The organism is Gilliamella mensalis (assembly GCF_900103085.1).
Classification (GTDB): Bacteria; Pseudomonadota; Gammaproteobacteria; order Enterobacterales; family Orbaceae; genus Gilliamella; species Gilliamella mensalis.
Genome location: NZ_FMWR01000002.1, coordinates 219,584 through 237,426, shown reverse-complemented (window position 1 = coordinate 237,426; position 17,843 = coordinate 219,584). Strand labels below are relative to the sequence as shown.

20 protein-coding genes, 1 tRNA gene and 2 pseudogenes are annotated in these 17,843 nt (G+C 35.2%); 12 read left to right on the top strand and 11 right to left on the bottom strand.

All coding sequences use genetic code 11. From position 1 onward, the window contains the following. Together BQ5209_RS10765 and BQ5209_RS10685 are read left to right on the top strand one after the other, a co-directional pair. Nucleotides 1–239: pseudogene (locus BQ5209_RS10765) on the top strand (DMT family transporter); the annotation flags it as partial. Between the two features lie 56 nt (nt 240–295). Further along, entirely contained in the window at nt 296–466 is a 171-nt protein-coding gene (locus BQ5209_RS10685; protein ID WP_167370293.1) for a type 1 glutamine amidotransferase family protein, read from the top strand. Here BQ5209_RS10685 and BQ5209_RS11105 read toward each other — a convergent pair. Then, nucleotides 431–832 carry a transposase gene (locus BQ5209_RS11105; protein WP_503100463.1) on the bottom strand — a complete coding sequence of 134 codons (402 nt, stop codon included), beginning with the start codon at nt 830–832 and terminating at the stop codon, nt 431–433. The genes BQ5209_RS10685 and BQ5209_RS11105 overlap by 36 nt on opposite strands. A 95-nt stretch (nt 833–927) precedes the next feature. Here BQ5209_RS11105 and BQ5209_RS10865 point away from each other — a divergent pair. The 3 genes and pseudogenes from BQ5209_RS10865 to BQ5209_RS01445 form a co-directional block, all read left to right on the top strand. Then, a pseudogene (locus BQ5209_RS10865) lies at nt 928–1,334 on the top strand (transposase); the annotation flags it as partial. A gap of 25 nt (nt 1,335–1,359) precedes the next feature. Then, a complete protein-coding gene (locus BQ5209_RS01450) occupies nt 1,360–1,860 on the top strand; it encodes a GNAT family N-acetyltransferase (RefSeq protein WP_180214384.1) in 501 nt (166 codons plus the stop codon). Nucleotides 1,861–2,140: 280 nt separating this feature from the next. Then, complete coding sequence (locus BQ5209_RS01445) at nt 2,141–2,554, top strand: 4'-phosphopantetheinyl transferase family protein (RefSeq protein ID WP_085246793.1); 414 nt, start codon at nt 2,141–2,143, stop codon at nt 2,552–2,554. A gap of 537 nt (nt 2,555–3,091) precedes the next feature. On the opposite strand, the gene BQ5209_RS01440 is transcribed toward BQ5209_RS01445, so the two are convergent. After that, nucleotides 3,092–3,179: transfer RNA gene (locus tag BQ5209_RS01440), tRNA-Ser, on the bottom strand. Nucleotides 3,180–3,372: 193 nt separating this feature from the next. Here BQ5209_RS01440 and BQ5209_RS01435 point away from each other — a divergent pair. The 6 genes from BQ5209_RS01435 to BQ5209_RS01410 are packed head-to-tail and all read left to right on the top strand — an operon-like array spanning nt 3,373 to nt 6,883. After that, nucleotides 3,373–3,690 (top strand): TusE/DsrC/DsvC family sulfur relay protein, encoded by a 318-nt coding sequence (locus BQ5209_RS01435; RefSeq protein ID WP_085246792.1) that lies wholly within the window; start codon nt 3,373–3,375, stop codon nt 3,688–3,690. A gap of 21 nt (nt 3,691–3,711) precedes the next feature. Continuing rightward, on the top strand, nt 3,712–4,008 hold the full coding sequence (gene ftsB, locus BQ5209_RS01430; protein ID WP_085246791.1) for a cell division protein FtsB: 297 nt from the start codon (nt 3,712–3,714) through the stop codon (nt 4,006–4,008). Beyond that, complete coding sequence (ispD, locus tag BQ5209_RS01425; RefSeq protein WP_085246790.1) at nt 4,008–4,718, top strand: 2-C-methyl-D-erythritol 4-phosphate cytidylyltransferase; 711 nt, start codon at nt 4,008–4,010, stop codon at nt 4,716–4,718. The genes ftsB and ispD overlap by 1 nt, the downstream gene beginning before the upstream one ends. Before the next feature lie 4 nt (nt 4,719–4,722). Continuing rightward, on the top strand, nt 4,723–5,208 hold the full coding sequence (ispF, locus tag BQ5209_RS01420; protein WP_085246789.1) for a 2-C-methyl-D-erythritol 2,4-cyclodiphosphate synthase: 486 nt from the start codon (nt 4,723–4,725) through the stop codon (nt 5,206–5,208). Between the two features lie 21 nt (nt 5,209–5,229). Continuing rightward, nucleotides 5,230–6,252 carry a tRNA pseudouridine(13) synthase TruD gene (gene truD / locus BQ5209_RS01415; RefSeq protein WP_085246788.1) on the top strand — a complete coding sequence of 341 codons (1,023 nt, stop codon included), beginning with the start codon at nt 5,230–5,232 and terminating at the stop codon, nt 6,250–6,252. 4 nt (nt 6,253–6,256) lie between these two features. Next, the gene (locus tag BQ5209_RS01410; protein ID WP_085246808.1) at nt 6,257–6,883 is read left to right on the top strand and encodes a protein-L-isoaspartate(D-aspartate) O-methyltransferase; all 627 of its coding nucleotides are present in this window, start codon (nt 6,257–6,259) and stop codon (nt 6,881–6,883) included. Nucleotides 6,884–6,985: 102 nt separating this feature from the next. On the opposite strand, the gene pnuC is transcribed toward BQ5209_RS01410, so the two are convergent. After that, nucleotides 6,986–7,675, bottom strand: coding sequence for a nicotinamide riboside transporter PnuC (pnuC, locus tag BQ5209_RS01405; protein WP_085246787.1), 690 nt, complete (start codon nt 7,673–7,675; stop codon nt 6,986–6,988). A 5-nt stretch (nt 7,676–7,680) separates the two neighbouring features. Further along, complete coding sequence (gene nadR, locus BQ5209_RS01400) at nt 7,681–8,913, bottom strand: multifunctional transcriptional regulator/nicotinamide-nucleotide adenylyltransferase/ribosylnicotinamide kinase NadR (RefSeq protein WP_085246786.1); 1,233 nt, start codon at nt 8,911–8,913, stop codon at nt 7,681–7,683. Nucleotides 8,914–9,521: 608 nt separating this feature from the next. On the opposite strand from nadR, the gene recD reads away from it, so the two are divergent. Further along, on the top strand, nt 9,522–11,372 hold the full coding sequence (recD, locus tag BQ5209_RS01395; RefSeq protein ID WP_085246785.1) for an exodeoxyribonuclease V subunit alpha: 1,851 nt from the start codon (nt 9,522–9,524) through the stop codon (nt 11,370–11,372). Nucleotides 11,373–11,470: 98 nt separating this feature from the next. Here the strand turns inward: recD and BQ5209_RS01390 are convergent, their stop codons facing one another. The 7 genes from BQ5209_RS01390 to ybeY form a co-directional block, all read right to left on the bottom strand. Next, nucleotides 11,471–12,196 carry an amino acid ABC transporter ATP-binding protein gene (locus BQ5209_RS01390; RefSeq protein WP_085246784.1) on the bottom strand — a complete coding sequence of 242 codons (726 nt, stop codon included), beginning with the start codon at nt 12,194–12,196 and terminating at the stop codon, nt 11,471–11,473. Continuing rightward, nucleotides 12,193–12,873, bottom strand: coding sequence for a glutamate/aspartate ABC transporter permease GltK (gltK, locus tag BQ5209_RS01385; protein ID WP_085246783.1), 681 nt, complete (start codon nt 12,871–12,873; stop codon nt 12,193–12,195). The genes BQ5209_RS01390 and gltK overlap by 4 nt, the downstream gene beginning before the upstream one ends. Next, the gene (locus tag BQ5209_RS01380; RefSeq protein ID WP_085246782.1) at nt 12,870–13,613 is read right to left on the bottom strand and encodes an amino acid ABC transporter permease; all 744 of its coding nucleotides are present in this window, start codon (nt 13,611–13,613) and stop codon (nt 12,870–12,872) included. Before BQ5209_RS01380 ends, gltK begins: the two co-directional genes overlap by 4 nt. An 89-nt stretch (nt 13,614–13,702) precedes the next feature. Next, nucleotides 13,703–14,611 carry a glutamate/aspartate ABC transporter substrate-binding protein gene (locus BQ5209_RS01375; RefSeq protein WP_085246781.1) on the bottom strand — a complete coding sequence of 303 codons (909 nt, stop codon included), beginning with the start codon at nt 14,609–14,611 and terminating at the stop codon, nt 13,703–13,705. A 227-nt stretch (nt 14,612–14,838) separates the two neighbouring features. Then, a complete protein-coding gene (lnt, locus tag BQ5209_RS01370; RefSeq protein ID WP_085246780.1) occupies nt 14,839–16,380 on the bottom strand; it encodes an apolipoprotein N-acyltransferase in 1,542 nt (513 codons plus the stop codon). Next, a complete protein-coding gene (gene corC / locus BQ5209_RS01365) occupies nt 16,373–17,245 on the bottom strand; it encodes a CNNM family magnesium/cobalt transport protein CorC (protein ID WP_085246779.1) in 873 nt (290 codons plus the stop codon). Before corC ends, lnt begins: the two co-directional genes overlap by 8 nt. Nucleotides 17,246–17,362: 117 nt before the next feature. Beyond that, nucleotides 17,363–17,830, bottom strand: a complete 468-nt coding sequence (gene ybeY, locus BQ5209_RS01360) for an rRNA maturation RNase YbeY (RefSeq protein WP_085246778.1) — start codon at nt 17,828–17,830, stop codon at nt 17,363–17,365. Between the last annotated feature and the right edge of the window lie 13 nt (nt 17,831–17,843).

The window sequence follows — 17,843 nt, the reverse complement described above, 5'->3', positions numbered from 1 at the left end:
TTGATATTTTTGTGCTTGTTATCACAACATTAGTAATCATTACTTGGAATGCTGGTATCAATGGTCTTGGTGCTATCAATGGTATTCTTTTTGTAAATTTAGTACCTGTCATTTCTTTTATTATTGGCATCTATCAAGGCCATTCCATTTCATATACCGAAATTATAGGAGCGATAATCACTATTATTGCACTAATTCTTAATAATATTTTCATGAGATCAATTAAAAATAAGAAATAAAAAAAACACTTAATAAAATTAATAAATTCATTAACTTTAAAACAAGGAACACTTCGATGAAAAATATATTATTTGTTGTTACTTCTATTCATCATATTGCTGAGATAGATCGTAATACAGGGTTTTATTTAGATGAATTAGCAATTCCTCTTAAAGCTGTTGTGGATAATGGTTGGAGTGCGACTATCGCATCAATAAAAAGGGGGGGAACCGCCGATAGAATATAAAACATTGCGCCCTAAAAGTATTCGAACAGAAGCACAGCAATGGCGTTTGGCACAACATCGCCCCAATCGCTGACGCCATTTAATCAGATTGGTCGGATGATATGGCAGTTTATTCATGTGTTGCAGATACATCAGACCTGTCATCAGGCGAGTCGGTAACGCAGCCGCACCTACCGTAGCAAAGTGATGATCCAGTTCACGATCCCAATCGATTACCTTCGCCAAACGTACCAACCGATGGGTCGAGCTGACGATATCCTCAAATCGGGGGCTGAAAGCTTTTTCTTCGTTTTCATAAATCAACGATTCTGCAACGTTTTGGGCTCTGGAGGGCAAAAAAGCGGGTCTGCCATGTTTGCGGGTCATTATAAACCATTGTTAATCATAGGGTTGAGAATTTTTCAGGATCGACTAACTGGGTGTAGTGCAATAATGGTTTGTGTTAGCATAGTATAGCTATGTTTTGGGTAAATGATTTAGCTATAGATGTGTGGCAATGCAAAACTCATCATGGTATGCGTGGTGGAGGCTTCCAGTACTCTAATACCGCGATTGAAACTGCCTTGATGATGGAGGGGACTTTCTCTATGCCGTTACCTGCACTGCAAGGTTTTTTTGAGTTGACTTTCAAGCCAATGGATGTTACACAAATATAGGTAAAAGTTCAAAGACAATTTACACCAAATATAGCAATAAAACGAGAGGGCTATTCGATATTTCGTTATTGACTCGACAGACCTTAAAGTCTTTGGTAAATGTAAAGTAAGAAAGCAGAACATGGCGCAAAGCAGACTTAGCTATTGATGTGGATACTCACGAAGCTATTAGTACGGAAGCCAGCCTTGTCAATGTTGGCGATATTGAAGTGCAAAGTCTTGCTAGAGCAAATCATAATGAAAATAGGAAACAAATTGGGTAATGCTGCATCTAAAATCGAAGTAAAACCATACTCTTCACTCTATGCATCTGAAATATGCGATTTGTTTCATTCGTCTATTCATGCTATTGATACCGATATTTACAGCAAAGCACAGCAAGAAGCATGGTGCTCAACACCACCAGATTATCAGAAGTGGTTAGAACGTTTAAATAACACTCAGCCTTGGATGGCTATCTTTGGCTCAAGCCTTGCGGGGTTTGTTGAACTTGGAGATGATGGTTACATAGACTGTCTGTACGTGCATCCTGACTTTCAAAAGCGTGGCATAGCTAGAAAACTCTATGACCATGTGCTTGACTTGGCCCACCAGAAAAAGCTTACACAATTAAGTGTAGATGCTTCAAAAGTGGCCATGCCAATTTTCAAAAAATGGGGTTTTAAAATAAAGCGGGCTAACAAAATATCCAGAGAAAATCAGGTACTGATAAATTACCATATGTATAAACTACTTTGATTTTTATTGAGACCTTTGTACAGTAAAGCTTCACTCAAACTAAATTTTTAACCGCGCTTTTTTGAGGCATTTGGGCTTATATTTAGATCTAAATACCTCTAGATAAGTTACTATTTATTGCCATTTCCCTGTTTTAGGCACAACTTTCCTGCTGTACAGATAACCCTCGTTTGATATCAAAGTTCAATAAGCTGCCTGAAAGATGAGCTTGGATTAGTTCTGTCAATGGAGTTTCAAATTAAACCGTATTTACGAAACCAAAGAATAAGTAGAAAACTTTATGAAGATAGCAGAAAATGAAATACACATCTGGTTTACCTATGATGAGGAAATAAATCCCGATTTTGCTTTGACCAACTACGTCCAATTTTTGAATCATCAGGAATTGGAGCAGTGGCAAAAATTATACTTTGACAAGTATAAACACCAATATTTGGTAACCCGAATGTTAGTGCGTGATGTTCTGAGCAGATATCTACAAGGTATTCCTGCCGAAAATATAGAATTCATAACTAATGATTATAAGAAGCCCTATATTTTGCCTGAACAGCTGGCAATTCCGCTGCGTTTCAATATTTCTCACAGTGAAAAAATGATCGTTTTAGCAGTATCAGTAGGAGTTGAAATAGGAAGGTCGGCATTAGTAAGAATTGGTTTGACATATTGTTTGTTAACAGGAGTTTATCTATACTGATATCAATAAAAAAGTAGTGCAATTGCACTGCTTTTTTTTGTTCCTCACTAACTCTTTTTTACACTTTACTCTTATGGTAGCTAGACAACTAATCAAAATAGTGCAGATTGTCTTGTTAAAAATATTTTAATTCTAGAAAAAAAACAAAGGCTGTGAAATTGAATAGATACCAGATTTTTATCAAAATCTTTTTATCTCTTACTCGATAAAATAAGAAGAACTTATTTTTTGTCGAAAAACACTCTTCCTAATATTATTCAGTTCGATGTGAAGTTATGTTTATTTGTTGGAGAGCCAACCGTGATGCATGTCAAATTGTAGGAAAATTTTTATATCACATAAAACACAGCTAATTTTGCTAATTTAGCAGAATTAGCACACTAATGAATGATAATATAAAAATTACTTAATATATTGATGGTAACCTGCGTAAAGATATTTGTACAATATAATCTAATACAAAATGGTATACCTAATGGCATGCTGAATAACATCTTCATTTTATCTTGTTGGTTTTTAAGAGGTATTTAGGAAAGATGGCGGAAGCGCAGAGATTCGAACTCTGGGAGGGTCGCCCCTCGCCGGTTTTCAAGACCGGTGCTTTCAACCGCTCAGCCACACTTCCGCAATGGCTGTGAATATTAAAGGAGACTTGCTTATTTGTAAATAGCTATTTTAAGATTTTTTATCGTTTGCTTTAAATTTCATCAAATTTTGTGGAAATTAAGCAAACGATGGGGTATTCGCCTGCAAAATTAGTGTTGGATTTTGATTAATTGGGTATAATACAGCATAAATTAAATAGCGTACTTTGAAAAATGTTAGAACAGATAGAAACCGATGATAAAGGTTATTTAAAAAATTGGCAAGATTGGAGTGTTGACTTGGTTCCTGAATTGGCAGCCAAAGAGACCATTGAATTAACTGATGCGCATTGGGAAGTAATTTTATTTGTTCGTGATTTTTACTTAGAATATAAAACTTCACCAGCTATACGTGCGTTAGTTAAAGCGATGGAAAAAAAATTTGGTGCAGAAAAGGGCAACAGTCGTTATTTGTATAAATTATTTCCCGATGGTCCAGCTAAACAAGCGACTAAACTTGCAGGATTACCAAAACCAGTTAAATGTATTTAGATAAAGGTTGAGATTAAATTGATGAAAAGATGGAAGCTTCCTTTATTGCTATTGGTTGTACTAGGGTATCTGCAATATTCTTTATGGTATGGTAAAAATAATGTGTACGATTACCAAGATAATGTCGAAATGTTAGTAAATTTGCGTGCTGATAATGAAAAACTAAAGGCTCGTAACGAACAGATGTTTGCTGAAATTAACGATTTACAACGCGGTTATGAAGCAATAGAGGAGCGCGCCCGTAGCCATTTGGGTATGGTTAAACCTAATGAATATTTTTATCGAATTATAATTGATTCAGATTCGAAAAAACGATAATGCATAATGTGAACACCAATCATATCACCGCTATTGTGCCAGCTGCCGGAATTGGTAGCCGTATGAATAGCCAAGTTCCTAAACAGTATTTAAAAATCGATTCAAAGACGATCTTAGAACATACGTTAAATAAATTATTAACTCATGAGCAAATAACCAAAGTTATTGTTGTTATTAGTCCTGAAGATGACATATTTAATACGCTTTCGATCGCTTTACACGATAAGATTAATGTCACTTTAGGTGGCAAAACGCGAGCCGATTCGGTGTTAGCTGGGTTGCAATTATTAAATGATGATCAATGGGCTTTAGTTCATGATGCCGCAAGACCTTGTGTTGATCATGATGATATTACTCGGTTAATCACAACGGTAATAAATAAAAAACAAGGTGGGTTATTAGCTACCCGTGTGAGTGATACAATAAAACGAGCGTATCAAGATAATGATACCGTTGTTGATTATTCTGAAGATCGTACTTATTTATGGGGGGCAGCAACGCCTCAACTGTTTAATGCCGGCGAATTAAGATCATGTTTGCAACAAGCTTTAGATCATGGTGTTGCCATCACGGATGAAGCTTCAGCCATTGAGTATTGTGGCGGGCACCCTTTATTGATTGAATGTCGCCGAGATAATATAAAAATAACGCGTCCTGAAGATTTAGCGTTGGCAACTTTTTATTTAACTAAGCAGAGTCTAAATAGGTAAAAGTATGAGAATAGGGCATGGGTTTGATGTTCATAAATTTGGTGGCGAGGGTCCGATAATCCTTGCTGGCGTAAAAATTCCTTATCAATATGGGCTTATTGCGCATTCTGATGGTGATGTTGTATTGCATGCAATAATCGATGCGTTGATTGGTGCATTAGCATTAGGGGATATTGGTAAGCTATTTCCTGATACGGATCCAAAATATAAAGGTATTGATAGTCGAATATTATTGAAAGAAGTGTACATCCTTGTTCAACAAAAAGGCTATGAATTAGTGAATTTGGATACCACTATCATTGCACAAGAACCAAAAATGCGACCACATGTTGATCAAATGCGAGTAAATATTGCTGAAGATCTAAATGTTCATTTTGATCAAATTAGTGTCAAAGCAACAACGACAGAGCAATTGGGCTTTACTGGGCGCAAAGAAGGTATTGCTTGTCAAGCAGTCGTGTTATTAAGCAAAAAATCTAAAGTAGATTAAATTTAAAAATAGGCAATACAAGTGTTAGCACAACTTAATTATTTATATGGAAAACCAACCACCACAGGGCAATATAAACAACAATACGAAGATTTTGTCGTCACAGAGGATCTCGGTTTTGAACTGACTGGCGATGGTGAACATGTTTTAGTTTTTTTGCAAAAACGTGATTGTAATACTGTTTTTGTCGCTGAACAGTTAGCTAAATATGTTGGTATTCCAGCAAAGCTCGTAAGTTATGCTGGACTGAAAGATCGCCAAGCTGTCACTGAACAGTGGTTTAGTTTACATATGCCAGGTCAGCAAACGCCTGACTTTTCGGCATTTGATTTGGCAGGGTGTAAAATATTAACAGTCACTCGGCATAATAAGAAATTAAAAATAGGTGCATTAAAGGGTAATTATTTTAAAATTAGATTAAGAAATTTAAATGCTCAATCTGAAATTGATTCTAAATTAGCGTTAATCAAACGACATGGTGTGCCTAATTATTTTGGCGAGCAGCGTTTTGGTCGTGATGAAAATAATATTACTCAAGCCATAAAATGGGCCAGTGGTGAAATTTCGGTTAAAGATCGTAAAAAACGTGGCTTTTATCTTTCAGCAGCACGAAGTGCGATTTTCAATGATATTATCAGTCAACGAATTGCACAAAATTTGCATCAAACGGTGCTTGATGGTGATATATTACAATTAGCGCAACGTGGTAGCTGGTTTGTTGCTCAAGCTGATGAATTAACGGTGTTACAGCAGCGTCTAGAAAACGCTGAACTTAATATTACAGCTCCACTGTTAGGAGATTCACCGCTTGGTACATTATATAAAGCGCTAGAATTTGAGCAAAAGTGTTTAGAAAATTGGTCTGAATTTAATGCTCTATTTAAACAAGAACGAGTGGCGACTGCAAGAAGATCGTTATTGTTACGAGCAGAGAAGCTTAATTGGCTATGGCTGGATAGTTGTACGCTTGAGCTTGATTTTTATTTATCATCTGGTTGTTATGCGACAAGTGTGATTCGTGAATTAATAATAGGAAATGAATAACCCAATGCAAAATCTAAAAATGCAATCCTTAATTAAATTCCTGCGCCAGCAAGGAATAAAAGATGATCGTGTTTTAGATGCTATTGCTTCTATTCCTCGGGAGCATTTTGTTGATGAAGCACTTTCGCATCAAGCTTATGATAATCGATCTCTACCAATTGGTAGTGGTCAAACCATTTCTCAACCTTATATTGTCGCAAAGATGACAGAACTATTAAAATTAGAGCCTAATTCTAAAGTACTCGAAATTGGTACAGGATCGGGGTATCAAACCGCTGTTTTGGCTAAGTTAGTTGATCATGTTTGTTCGGTAGAACGCATTAAAAGCCTACAATGGAACACTAAACGCCGTTTAAAGCAACTTGATATTCACAACATTTCAACGCGTCATGGAGATGGCTGGTTAGGCTGGCCGGAGCGTGGGCCATTTAATGGCATTATTGTTACGGCTGCTGCATCCGAAGTTCCACAAAGCTTGTTAGAACAATTAGCGGATAAAGGGCGGTTAGTTATTCCAGTCGGTGAAAATAAACAAGTTCTGCAATTAATTGAGCGTGATGGCAATCACTTCGTAGCAAAAAATATGGGCGAGGTGATATTTGTACCTTTGGTTAAAGGCGATATAGAGTAGTTTGTATTCATTTCAAATAAAAAATAGAAAATAAGCATTTTATTTTCTATTTTTTATACTGAAACAGAGTCTTTTCTGAAATTTTGGACAAATCTGGTATGTCTATTCTTTTTGTTCAGAGCGCTTCCATTCACAAATGCCATAAATGGCATTAAATAGATAAATCAAGTATTGTGTGGCGATAACGATATTATTGGTATAGATATTTAATCCAATCACAAGTATGTTCAATATGACCCATAAATACCAATTAAACGCATATCTCATCATTAATAATAACTGAGCAACAATACCTAATCCAAAGATGAAACAGTTAGTCATGAGTTGATAAGTTGTATTGGTTGCACCAATTTCATTAGTTAAATAAACATTGAAAAAAGCAGCAGCAATAAGAAATATGAGTGTGCCTAAAAATGCGGTTTCATTGAGGGAGCGGACCTTAACGTTTTTATCCTTATCAAGGTTCTTTTGCCAAGTGAATAAACCATAGATATGTGAACAAAAATAGTAGATAGGCGGTAGTCCTGCACCAATATTGCCACCAAGAATATTAGCACAACATTCTGCAACGACGGCAAACATACCTAATATATTACCCATATTTTTACGTTTTGCTAATAAAATGACACATAGTAGACCGCAAAAAGCACCTATGTAAGAAGCAGTATAGCGTAAGTCAAATTGAGTAAATGGATCAGTATATAAGAATGCTAGCGTGACACATAATATACAAAAAAATGGATAGAATTTACTGCGTCCGATTGAAATGGCAATATCGCTTAATTTATTCATAATTTTTACTCTTCATGGTTGATAAGTTGATTGACTAATTCAATACAGCGTAAATAACGCACTTCGTAATCTGGTGAGTCTATCTGTATGTAGTTAATATTGTTTTTTTCTAATAACGTTATTAATAATTGTTGAAAATCTTTGCGCTGTTTTGGACTGCCTAAATGACGTAAACCATCAGCAACCCAAGGTGTATTGTTGCCTAATAAAATAACTAAATCAAAACGATAATTGTTGATCATAGCTTGTAAAAATGGGTGTTCTTTGCCCTCATATTTTTTACAAAAAGCTTGAGTTGTTATAAAATCTGTATCAATAAATGAAACTTTATTGGCATGTTTTATCGCAAAATCAATATATTGTGCATGACCTAATGCTATTTTATCATAATCGGCATATTGCAAAGCGCGTTCATCTCCACCAAGGTGTGAAAATACATAATCCCGACCATATTCCCAAGCACTGGTAGTATTAAATACATTAGCTAGTTTATTAACTAACGTTGATTTACCACTGGACTCACCACCTAAAATAGCGACGGTTCTGACAAAAAATGGTCTGACTTCTGTTGGGATGTACTGCCAGTTTTTCAGTGGTGCTTGGCGAATTTGAGTACCACTAACTTGCATGAATTGTCGTTTTGGATCGATAAGTACGGTGTCTAAATCAAATAAATCTTTATACATCGTAACGTCCTGTGGTTCACTTGAGTAAACGCAATCCGGCTTTATGCCTTTTTCTTGGAACAGTTTTTTAACTCGTTCACTCCATTCATACCAACCATTTGGATAAGTGGGAATGCCGTCTTCTTCTAATAATTCAATGTGGATATTTTTTTGGTATTTAAAGGTTTGTAGTAACCAGCGAATTCTATCATTGATCGTGGGTTGGCGAGACATCGCACTTTGTTCAAATAATGCCATATCGCGAATAGTATCGGAACAAAGTACTACATACAGTTCATCAACTTGGCTGATTGCGCGCTGAATAAGATAAATATGCCCAGTATGTAAAGGATAAAATTTTCCAAAAATGACGCCTACTTTCTTATTTTTGGTGGATGCTTCGATTTGTAAATATTGGTGGAGTGATTGTAATTTTTGTGCGCTAGGATTTTTAATTTTATCGTTAATGAGTTGACTTAGGTAACCTTTAGTCATTTGGCAAGCATCGGCAACTGTTTGTAATGATATATTTTTCCGTTTTATTGCTTTTTTTAGATAACTGAAGCTATTCATGATAGTCTCCTGATTTAAGGTTTTTTATTTTAAACAAAATATAAATTATTTTTATTAAATGTTCAATATGTTAAACATTAAATAATTTATTTTCATCTAGCTTTATTAAAATTTATAGCAATTAAGCTGAAAATAGTGAATACTCTTTTAACCTTAATGGTTTAAAGTGTGGCTGTTTCTAGCTTACTTATAAGCTAAATATATTCTAATAATTAATATCTTAATTGGATTGAAAAGAAAATATGAAAAGATAACAATATTTTTATTTCATGTAATCGTAATATTAATGAAGCACCAAAACCTTCGTTATTTAGCAATGATATTTCACAAAAATATGCCTATACTATTGATGTAAAAATGCCAAGTCGCTATCTATTGATATTGGAGTTTATGAGCAGCTACCAAATATTATCAATAAGACCGTCGTACTTGATGAAGCTAAAATGATAGTGCAAACTATAATAAAGAAACCGGCGAATTAACGTGGCAGTTTAAGTTAAATCCAAATGAAAATAAAAATCTTAGTTTAAGATCTAAACTGACTTATCCAAAAGATAAAGTTAACGATATAATTGGATTATAAATGAGTGAATCCCAGAAAATATAGTATGTTAAACGAATGGTTAAACCAATTTAAACAAGACAGTCAAATTAGTTTGCTGGATATTCATTTGGCTGCATTTTTAACTAATAAAGCAAAGTTAAATGATGATGTTACGATTAAACGATTCAGTTTTTTGGTAATATCGCTAAGTAAAGAGGTAAGATCTGGTCACGTTTGCTTGGATCTTAGTTACTTAAACCAAGCCGCGATTGAGCCTCAACTTTGGTTAGATTTATGCTCGCCAAACGAGCAAGATTGGAAAAAAACACTTGAACAAGCACAAAATAGTCAAGTTGTGAGTGATGGAATAAATTTATCACCGCTTATCCTTATTGAAAACAAACTCTATTTTCAAAGAATGTGGTTGGATGAAAAAAATGTTGCTCAATATTTCAATCACACAATTTTTAATGAGGAGTCAAATTGCGATGCTGATTTATGCAGTATACTTAATCAGCTTTTTACCTATAATCATACTGAAATTGATTGGCAGAAAGTGGCCGTTGCTGCGGCATTAACGCGTAAAGTCGCGATTATTTCGGGTGGACCTGGTACGGGTAAAACAACGACTGTGGCTAAAATTTTAGCCGGAATTTTGTTAACCAATCCTAATACTCGAATTATTACGGCAGCCCCGACGGGGAAAGCGGCATCAAGATTAACTGAATCATTGAGTCGAACAATCGAGCAACTCTCTTTTGTATCACTAAATATAAAAGCAGAAGCGATCACTTTACATCGTTTATTAGGTGCAAAAGTAGATAATCGTTCTTTCAAGCATGATAAGAATAATCCATTGCATGTCGACGTATTAGTCATCGATGAAGCATCAATGGTTGATTTAAATATGATGGCAAGAGTTATTGAAGCTTTACCCACTTCTGCACGTTTGATTTTGTTAGGTGATAAAGATCAGCTCTCATCAGTTGAAGCCGGTGCTGTATTTGGTGATCTTTGTACCTTTATTATAAATGGCTATAGTAAACCACGAGCAAAAGAGCTAAGCCAATTAACTGGCTATGTTGTGCCTGCTTGCGAGCAAACAGCAACAATCACTGACAGTATTTGTTTATTACAAAAAAGCTATCGTTTTAACGAATCCTCTGGTATCGGTTTGTTGGCTAATGCAGTCAAAGAGGGACGATCAGCTGTCGTTAAAAAATTATTAATAGATGAGTCATTAAGTGATATCCAATATCATGTACTTTCATCCCACCAAGTTTATGAAGATGTTTTACATGATAGTATTAATCACTATAAACATTATTTAAATATTATTAAGCAATATGGAACTAATGATATTGCATCAGTTTTAGCTAAATTTGCCGAATATCGCTTACTTTGTGCAGTAAGAGAAGGACATTTTGGTGTAGAGGGATTAAACAAGCAAATTGAGTTACTATTAGCTAAAAATAAATTGATTAATTTGAAAAATAAAGAAGCATGGTATGTTGGTCGTCCAATTATGATTTTACGAAATAGTACTTCATTAGGGCTGTATAATGGTGATATTGGCATTACATTAATGGCTGAAAATAATAGATCAAAATTACGAGTGTATTTCCCTTTTTCTGATGGTTCTATTAAAGGATTTTCGCCATTTCGATTACCTGAGCATGAAACGGCTTACGCTATGACAATCCATAAATCGCAAGGTTCAGAATTCGATGATGTGAATATTGTGTTACCGACCGATTATTCACCATTGCTTAATCGTTCTTTGCTTTATACAGCAATTACCCGCGCTAAAAAAAATGTTTCAATTTATGCGACTGAAGCAATCTTATTGCAAGCAATTAAATCACAAACACAAAGGCATAGTGGTTTAGTTAGTTTATTACAGAATAATGATTAAGTTTATTTTTTAAATGCGCTAGCACAGCTTATTTGTTATAAAATAGATAAGTCGAGAAAGCATAATAAAACAGGGCGATAAGCCCTGTAATAATTAACTTAATGGATAATCTTAGCTAAAAAGTCTTTAGCACGATCTGATTGTGGATTAGTAAAGAACTGCTCTTTTGATGTATCTTCAATAATTTCACCTGCATCCATAAAGATAACACGATGTGCAACTTTACGTGCAAAGCCCATTTCGTGAGTAACAACCATCATGGTCATGCCTTCATAAGCGAGCTCAACCATAACATCTAATACTTCATTTACCATTTCAGGATCAAGCGCTGAGGTTGGTTCGTCAAACAACATAACAATCGGATCCATACATAAAGCACGAGCAATGGCCACACGTTGCTGTTGACCGCCTGAAAGCTGTGCAGGATATTTATCTGCATGAGCAAGTAAACCAACACGCTCTAACAGGTTAAGTGCTTTTTCGCGGGCTTCTTCATCGGCTCGGCCTAACACTTTTATTTGGGCAAGCGTTAGATTTTTTAAAATGGTTAAATGAGGGAATAGTTCAAAATGTTGAAAAACCATACCCACTTTAGAACGTAATTTAGCTAAATTAGTTGATTTACTGGTTATTTCAGTTCCATCAATAATAATTTTTCCCTCTTGAATAGGCTCTAAGGCATTAACTGTTTTTATCAAGGTTGATTTACCTGAACCTGAAGGACCACAAACGACTACAACTTCGCCTTTACCGACGCGAGTAGTGCAGTTTTTTAATACTTGAAATTGTCCATACCATTTTGATATATTTTCTAAGGAGATCATCGAGTAATCCTTTTCTTAAAATAATTAACTAGACGTGAAACGGTGAAGCAAATAACAAAATAAACTGCTCCAGTAAATAATACCATCTCAACGATTAAACCATCTCTATTGCCCACAATATTGACCGCACGATAGAAGAAATCAGCTAAATTTAAGGTATAAATAAGCGTTGTATCTTGGAATAAGATAATACCTTGCGTCAACAATAATGGTGTCATAATCCTGAATGCTTGTGGTAAAACAACCATTCTTAATGCCTGACCTTTAGTCATACCGAGTGCTAGTGCTGCACTGATTTGACCTTTAGATACACTTTGAATGCCTGCTCGAATAATTTCCGAATAATAGGCTGCTTCAAATAAAGCAAAAGCGATTAATGCCGACACAAAACGTATATCTGTTGTAGGAGGAAGATTTAAAATCTTTTCTAATAGTTGAGGCACTAGTAAATAAAACCAGAGCAAAACCATCATTAATGGAATGGAGCGGAATATATTTACATAGCATAAAGCAAACCAATGTAGCACCTTAATCGATGAAAGTCGCATAATGGCAAGTAGTGTGCCCCAAACAATACCAAAAATCACTGCGGTAATGGTTATCTCTAAAGTTAATAACATTCCACTCATAATATAAGGTAAATTAGGTAGGATTTGTCCCCATTCTAAATCCATCATGATTTACCTCCTAATACGCCAGGAAGTCTTACTCTTTTCTCAATATATTGCATAGTAAACATGATAACGACATTGATAAGTACATACCCAAATGTAATGGCTATGAATGATTCATAAGGTTGCCCTGCGTGTTCAAGCAATTGGTTTGCTTGTTTGGTTAATTCAATATACCCAACGGTTGATGCAACAGCTGAGTTTTTAACCATGTTTAATATTTCAGATGTTAATGGCGGTAACACGCGTCGATAAGCATTAGGCAATAAAATATATAAATAGGTTTGTTTTAAGGTTAATCCTAATGCAATGCCAGCACTTCTTTGGCCAGCAGGAATTGACTGAATGGCCGCTCTCACTTGCTCACAAATACGTGCACCGGTAAATAATCCTAATCCTATGGTTGACATTAACAAGGTAAATACCATAGGGTCAAGATCATTATACAACCAATCACGAATAGATTCAGGTACCAGAGCTGGAACTACTTCAACCCAAAAGAATAAATGAATAATTAGCGGGATATTTCTAAAAATTTCAACATAGCTTGTACCTAAGCCAGATAAAAAACGGTTAGGCAATGTTCTCAGTACACCAAATAATGAACCAATCAAAAAGGCAACAGTTCCTGATGTAATAACTAGCAAAATGGTCATTTGGAAACCTAACCATAACCAGCCCAGATAGGTAGTATCTCCAAATGGCGCTGGTTGTAGAAAAATCCCCCAATTCCAACTTGTTGTCATAAATACTCCAACATGTAAAAAAATCGTAAATAGTAATTAATAAGATGATGACGCAGTTACCTACGTCCTTTTGGCAAAATATTAGTGTATTAATCTAGTGATTTATCATTAGGATGAGCGAAAAGTTCTTTCATCTCAGGTGACATATCAAAGTTCATATTTAACCCTTTTGGTGGAATAGATTCTTTAAACCAGCGGTTATATGATTTTTCAGCTACACCAGATGTTTGTGCTTCAGCAATCGTTTTATCGACTAAAGCTTTAAATTGCGGATCTTGTTTACGTAACATGCAGCCATAAGCTTCATAAGATAATGGTTTACCAACAATTTCCCATTGTTCTGGCTTTTTCGCTTTTGAGCGTTCGCCCGCTAACAGTGCATCATCGATAAGAAATGCTGCTGCTCGTCCACTTTCTAGTGTGCGGAATGCATCACCATGATCTTTGGTTGCAATAATACGAATATTTAATCCTTTTTCGGTATTAATTTTATTGAGCATAACTTCTGAAGTCGTGCCTGAAGTTACTACAACACTTTTGCCTTTTAGGTCTTCAATATCAGTGATTTTGCTATTGGTTTTTACTAAAAAGCGAGTGCCAGCAATGAAGATAGTATTTGAAAAATCGACTTGTTGTTGACGTGATAGATTATTGGTGGTTGAACCACATTCAAAATCGTAAGAACCATTTTGTAACAGTGGGATACGGTTTTGAGAAGTAAGCGGTAAATATTTAATTTGCAGATTAGGCAAATTTAACTCTTTTCTTACTGCATCAATAATAAGATCTGAGTAATCTTGAGAATAACCAACGACTTTTTGATTATTGCCATAATATGAGAACGGAACCGATGATTCTCTATGTCCTACGACAATCACACCATTTTCTTTTATTTTAGCTAGTGTGCCAGTTAGTTCATCGGCAAATGCGATACCACTTACGAGACCTAGCATTGCAAATGATAACACTAGTTTGGTTAATTTTGTCTTTCTGTTCATACTCATCTCCTACTGTTTATTTTGTATCATATTAAATAATTTTAATATTTTTACAAAGGGCGTATATTATAACTTATTTTTTACCATAAAAGTACTTTTTACTGTTTATTTATCTATCGTTGGAGCTAGGTGTAACCAATAATTAGCGTATTATTACAATAATTCATTGCATCGAGAATTATGTAAATCCAATGATATTTAAGCAATAATTATGCCAGTATCGTAAATTATGAATGTTTTTTTATAAAAAGTGAGATAAACATTAATATTATCATAGCAAAATAAGGCAAAATCCCCCATTTTGCATAAGGTGTTAAGCCTGTTGTCGGTGACACAGTTGCCGATAAAACCCCTGTTTTAAATTGTGGTATTTGTTTGACAATATTGCCATGTGGATCGATGATTGCGGTGATGCCTGTATTAGTACTACGGATCAAAGGTCTGCCAAACTCAAGTGCTCTAGCTTGCGCCATTTGTAAATGTTGCTTAGGGCCAATGCTATCACCAAACCAAGCATCGTTTGAAACAGTAAGTAAAAAATCGGTATCTGGAGCAAAGTTTTGCCATATTAAATTCGATAAAATTATTTCATAACAAATAGCTGGCGTAAATTTAAAGCCTTTTATTTCTATTTGGGGCTGTTTTGCTTCCCCAGATTTCATTGATGACATGGGAATATTGAGCAATTCAGCAATTGGCTCAAGTATTGACTCTAGCGGTGTAAATTCTCCAAAAGGCACTAAATGGTGTTTTTGATAACGATTTGTTGTTGGATATTGGTAAGGATCTTTTTCACCTAATACTAATAAGGTATTATATATGTTTCCATTATATTGATACCCATCTTTACTAAAGCGATAATCAACAATACCTACAGCGATTTCAGTATCATGGGCTCTGGCTTGGTTATCTAAATATTGTAAAAAAGATTGCTGATTTATTTCGTAATCGGTGATACTTGCCTCTGACCAAATGATAATTTTATCTTTATTAAAATTATTTTGAGTCAGTTTTGCATAGGTTTGTAATGTGTTATTGAGTTGCTCTTTTGTCCAACGAATTGATTGAGGAATATTTCCTTGAATTAACGCAAAATTAGCCGGGCGTGTATTATCTACCGTGATCCAATTAATATTGTTTAATGCAATTGGTGCAAAAAAGATCGTAAACAGTGCAATAATTGCACCAGCTGCGTGCCTTTTGGGCTTTTTGTTTTTTATTGTTTTTATACAATATACAAATAATCCACACAAAATAGTTAGCAGTAAATTAACACCATCTATCCCAAATATAGGGAAATAGGCTCGCATAGGACTATCAAGCTGGCTATAGCCCAGTTGCAACCAAGCAAATCCTGTTAAGATATAACCACGTAAAAATTCGGTTACTTGCCAAAGCGCTGGGGCTATAAGCACAAGCTGCTTAAATGAAAATTGCCCTACAAAACGATTTGTCACTCTGAGCAGGAAAGCAAATAGCATCGGGTAGAGTGACAAATACAGAATTAAAAGACCTAAAATGATAATGGCAACCAAAGCAGGTAACTCGCCATACTGTTTAATACTAATATAAACCCAGTGTATCCCTGCCGTAAAATAGCCAATACCCCAAACTAATCCAAGCAACATGGCCTGTTTTTTTGATTTATCGGCAATAAGCCATAATAGCCCCGTAAACGACACAAAGGCTAAAGGCCAAATATGAAATGGGGCATAACTAAAAACCGCTATACCACCAAAAATTAGGCTTAATAATATCTGTTTAAGCATTGTCAGGTAATTCTAAATTAGGCACAGCAGCTCCATCAGGAATCGTCACATGTAGCTGGATGATTCGCCTCCGGTCTGCAATGGTCACTTTAAATTGATAACCATTAATGGTAATGCTTTCACCGCGTAAAGGTAACCGACCAAAATGTTGCATCACTAGCCCACCAATAGTGTCCATTTCATCATCACTAAAATCAGTGGCAAAAATTTCATTAAAATCTTCAACTAGTGTAAGTGCTCGCACAGTATAAACAGAAGGCGTTAAGCGACGAATATCGCGATCTTCAACCTCGTCATATTCATCTTCAATATCGCCTACTATCAGTTCTAAAATATCTTCGATAGTTACAAGTCCTGACACACCGCCAAATTCATCAATAGCCATCGCCATATGATAACGCTGCATGCGAAACTCTTTTAACATATGATCGACGCGCTTACTTTCAGGCACAACAACAGTAGGTCTAAGGATTTTTTTAAGATCAAAATTATCTACACCTTGGCGAATAAAAATCAACAGATCTTTTGCTAACAAAATCCCTTCAATATGATCTCTATCTTCACTAATAACAGGATAACGGGAATGTCCATGTTCAGAAATAATATCTAAACACTGATCAAGAGAGTAATTGTCTTTAATGGTAACAATTTGAGAGCGGGGGATCATAATATCACGAATGCGTTGCTCGGCAATATCCATAACGCCTTCAATCATATCAAGCGTGTCTGGATCGATAAGCTCGTTTTCTTCGGCTTCGCGGATCACTTCGATCAGTTCTTCTTTATCTTTTGGCTCTGAATTAAATAATTGACTTAACCATAATGCAAACCCTTTTTTAGGTCTCCGGTGATTATCATCACTCATTTGTACTCTTCCTTTCTTGCTTTATTATTAATGTAATATTTCTTACTTAGTTTACTAAATTTGCCTACTAAATGATCTTGCCAAATAGCATAAAATCAAACGGATTATCATGCACTTTTATTCATCAATGGGTTGATAAGGATCTTCAAACCCCAGTTGCTGCATAATATCGATTTCGATATTTTCCATTTCTTCGGCTTCTTCGTCAAGAATATGATCATAACCGAGTAAATGTAAACAGCCATGTACAATCATATGTGCCCAGTGCGAAGTTAATGATTTATGTTGCTGCTTGGTTTCGGCTTCGACAACTTGTTTACAAATGATAAGATCGCCCAATAAAGGAACATCAATCTCAATGGGTGATTCAAATGGAAAAGATAACACATTGGTTGGTTTATCTTTATGACGATAAGTATTATTTAATTGCTGACTTTCTTGTTCATCAACAATACGGATAGTCAGTTCAGCATTATCCACAAATTGCGGCAAAATAACCTCTAACCATTGCGAAATTTGCGCTTCGGCTGGTAAATTTTGGTTATCTTCTGTAGCAATTTGTAAATCTAAAATAATTGCGCTCATTTTATTTTGTTTA

Excerpts from the sequence above, each read along its gene's own strand:
- lnt (WP_085246780.1), bottom strand. The coding sequence starts at position 16,380 with ATGCTTAAACAGATATTATTAAGCCTAATTTTTGGTGGTATAGCGGTT.
- gltK (WP_085246783.1), bottom strand. The coding sequence starts at position 12,873 with ATGATGGATTTAGAATGGGGACAAATCCTACCTAATTTACCTTATATT.
- pnuC (WP_085246787.1), bottom strand. The coding sequence starts at position 7,675 with ATGAATAAATTAAGCGATATTGCCATTTCAATCGGACGCAGTAAATTC.
- ispF (WP_085246789.1), top strand. The coding sequence starts at position 4,723 with ATGAGAATAGGGCATGGGTTTGATGTTCATAAATTTGGTGGCGAGGGT.
- BQ5209_RS01390 (WP_085246784.1), bottom strand. The coding sequence starts at position 12,196 with ATGATCTCCTTAGAAAATATATCAAAATGGTATGGACAATTTCAAGTA.
- BQ5209_RS10685 (WP_167370293.1), top strand. The coding sequence starts at position 296 with ATGAAAAATATATTATTTGTTGTTACTTCTATTCATCATATTGCTGAG.
- ispD (WP_085246790.1), top strand. The coding sequence starts at position 4,008 with ATGCATAATGTGAACACCAATCATATCACCGCTATTGTGCCAGCTGCC.
- BQ5209_RS01450 (WP_180214384.1), top strand. The coding sequence starts at position 1,360 with ATGAAAATAGGAAACAAATTGGGTAATGCTGCATCTAAAATCGAAGTA.
- BQ5209_RS01435 (WP_085246792.1), top strand. The coding sequence starts at position 3,373 with ATGTTAGAACAGATAGAAACCGATGATAAAGGTTATTTAAAAAATTGG.
- BQ5209_RS01380 (WP_085246782.1), bottom strand. The coding sequence starts at position 13,613 with ATGACAACAAGTTGGAATTGGGGGATTTTTCTACAACCAGCGCCATTT.
- BQ5209_RS01445 (WP_085246793.1), top strand. The coding sequence starts at position 2,141 with ATGAAGATAGCAGAAAATGAAATACACATCTGGTTTACCTATGATGAG.
- BQ5209_RS01410 (WP_085246808.1), top strand. The coding sequence starts at position 6,257 with ATGCAAAATCTAAAAATGCAATCCTTAATTAAATTCCTGCGCCAGCAA.
- BQ5209_RS01375 (WP_085246781.1), bottom strand. The coding sequence starts at position 14,611 with ATGAACAGAAAGACAAAATTAACCAAACTAGTGTTATCATTTGCAATG.
- recD (WP_085246785.1), top strand. The coding sequence starts at position 9,522 with ATGTTAAACGAATGGTTAAACCAATTTAAACAAGACAGTCAAATTAGT.
- nadR (WP_085246786.1), bottom strand. The coding sequence starts at position 8,913 with ATGAATAGCTTCAGTTATCTAAAAAAAGCAATAAAACGGAAAAATATA.
- corC (WP_085246779.1), bottom strand. The coding sequence starts at position 17,245 with ATGAGTGATGATAATCACCGGAGACCTAAAAAAGGGTTTGCATTATGG.
- BQ5209_RS11105 (WP_503100463.1), bottom strand. The coding sequence starts at position 832 with ATGACCCGCAAACATGGCAGACCCGCTTTTTTGCCCTCCAGAGCCCAA.
- ybeY (WP_085246778.1), bottom strand. The coding sequence starts at position 17,830 with ATGAGCGCAATTATTTTAGATTTACAAATTGCTACAGAAGATAACCAA.
- ftsB (WP_085246791.1), top strand. The coding sequence starts at position 3,712 with ATGAAAAGATGGAAGCTTCCTTTATTGCTATTGGTTGTACTAGGGTAT.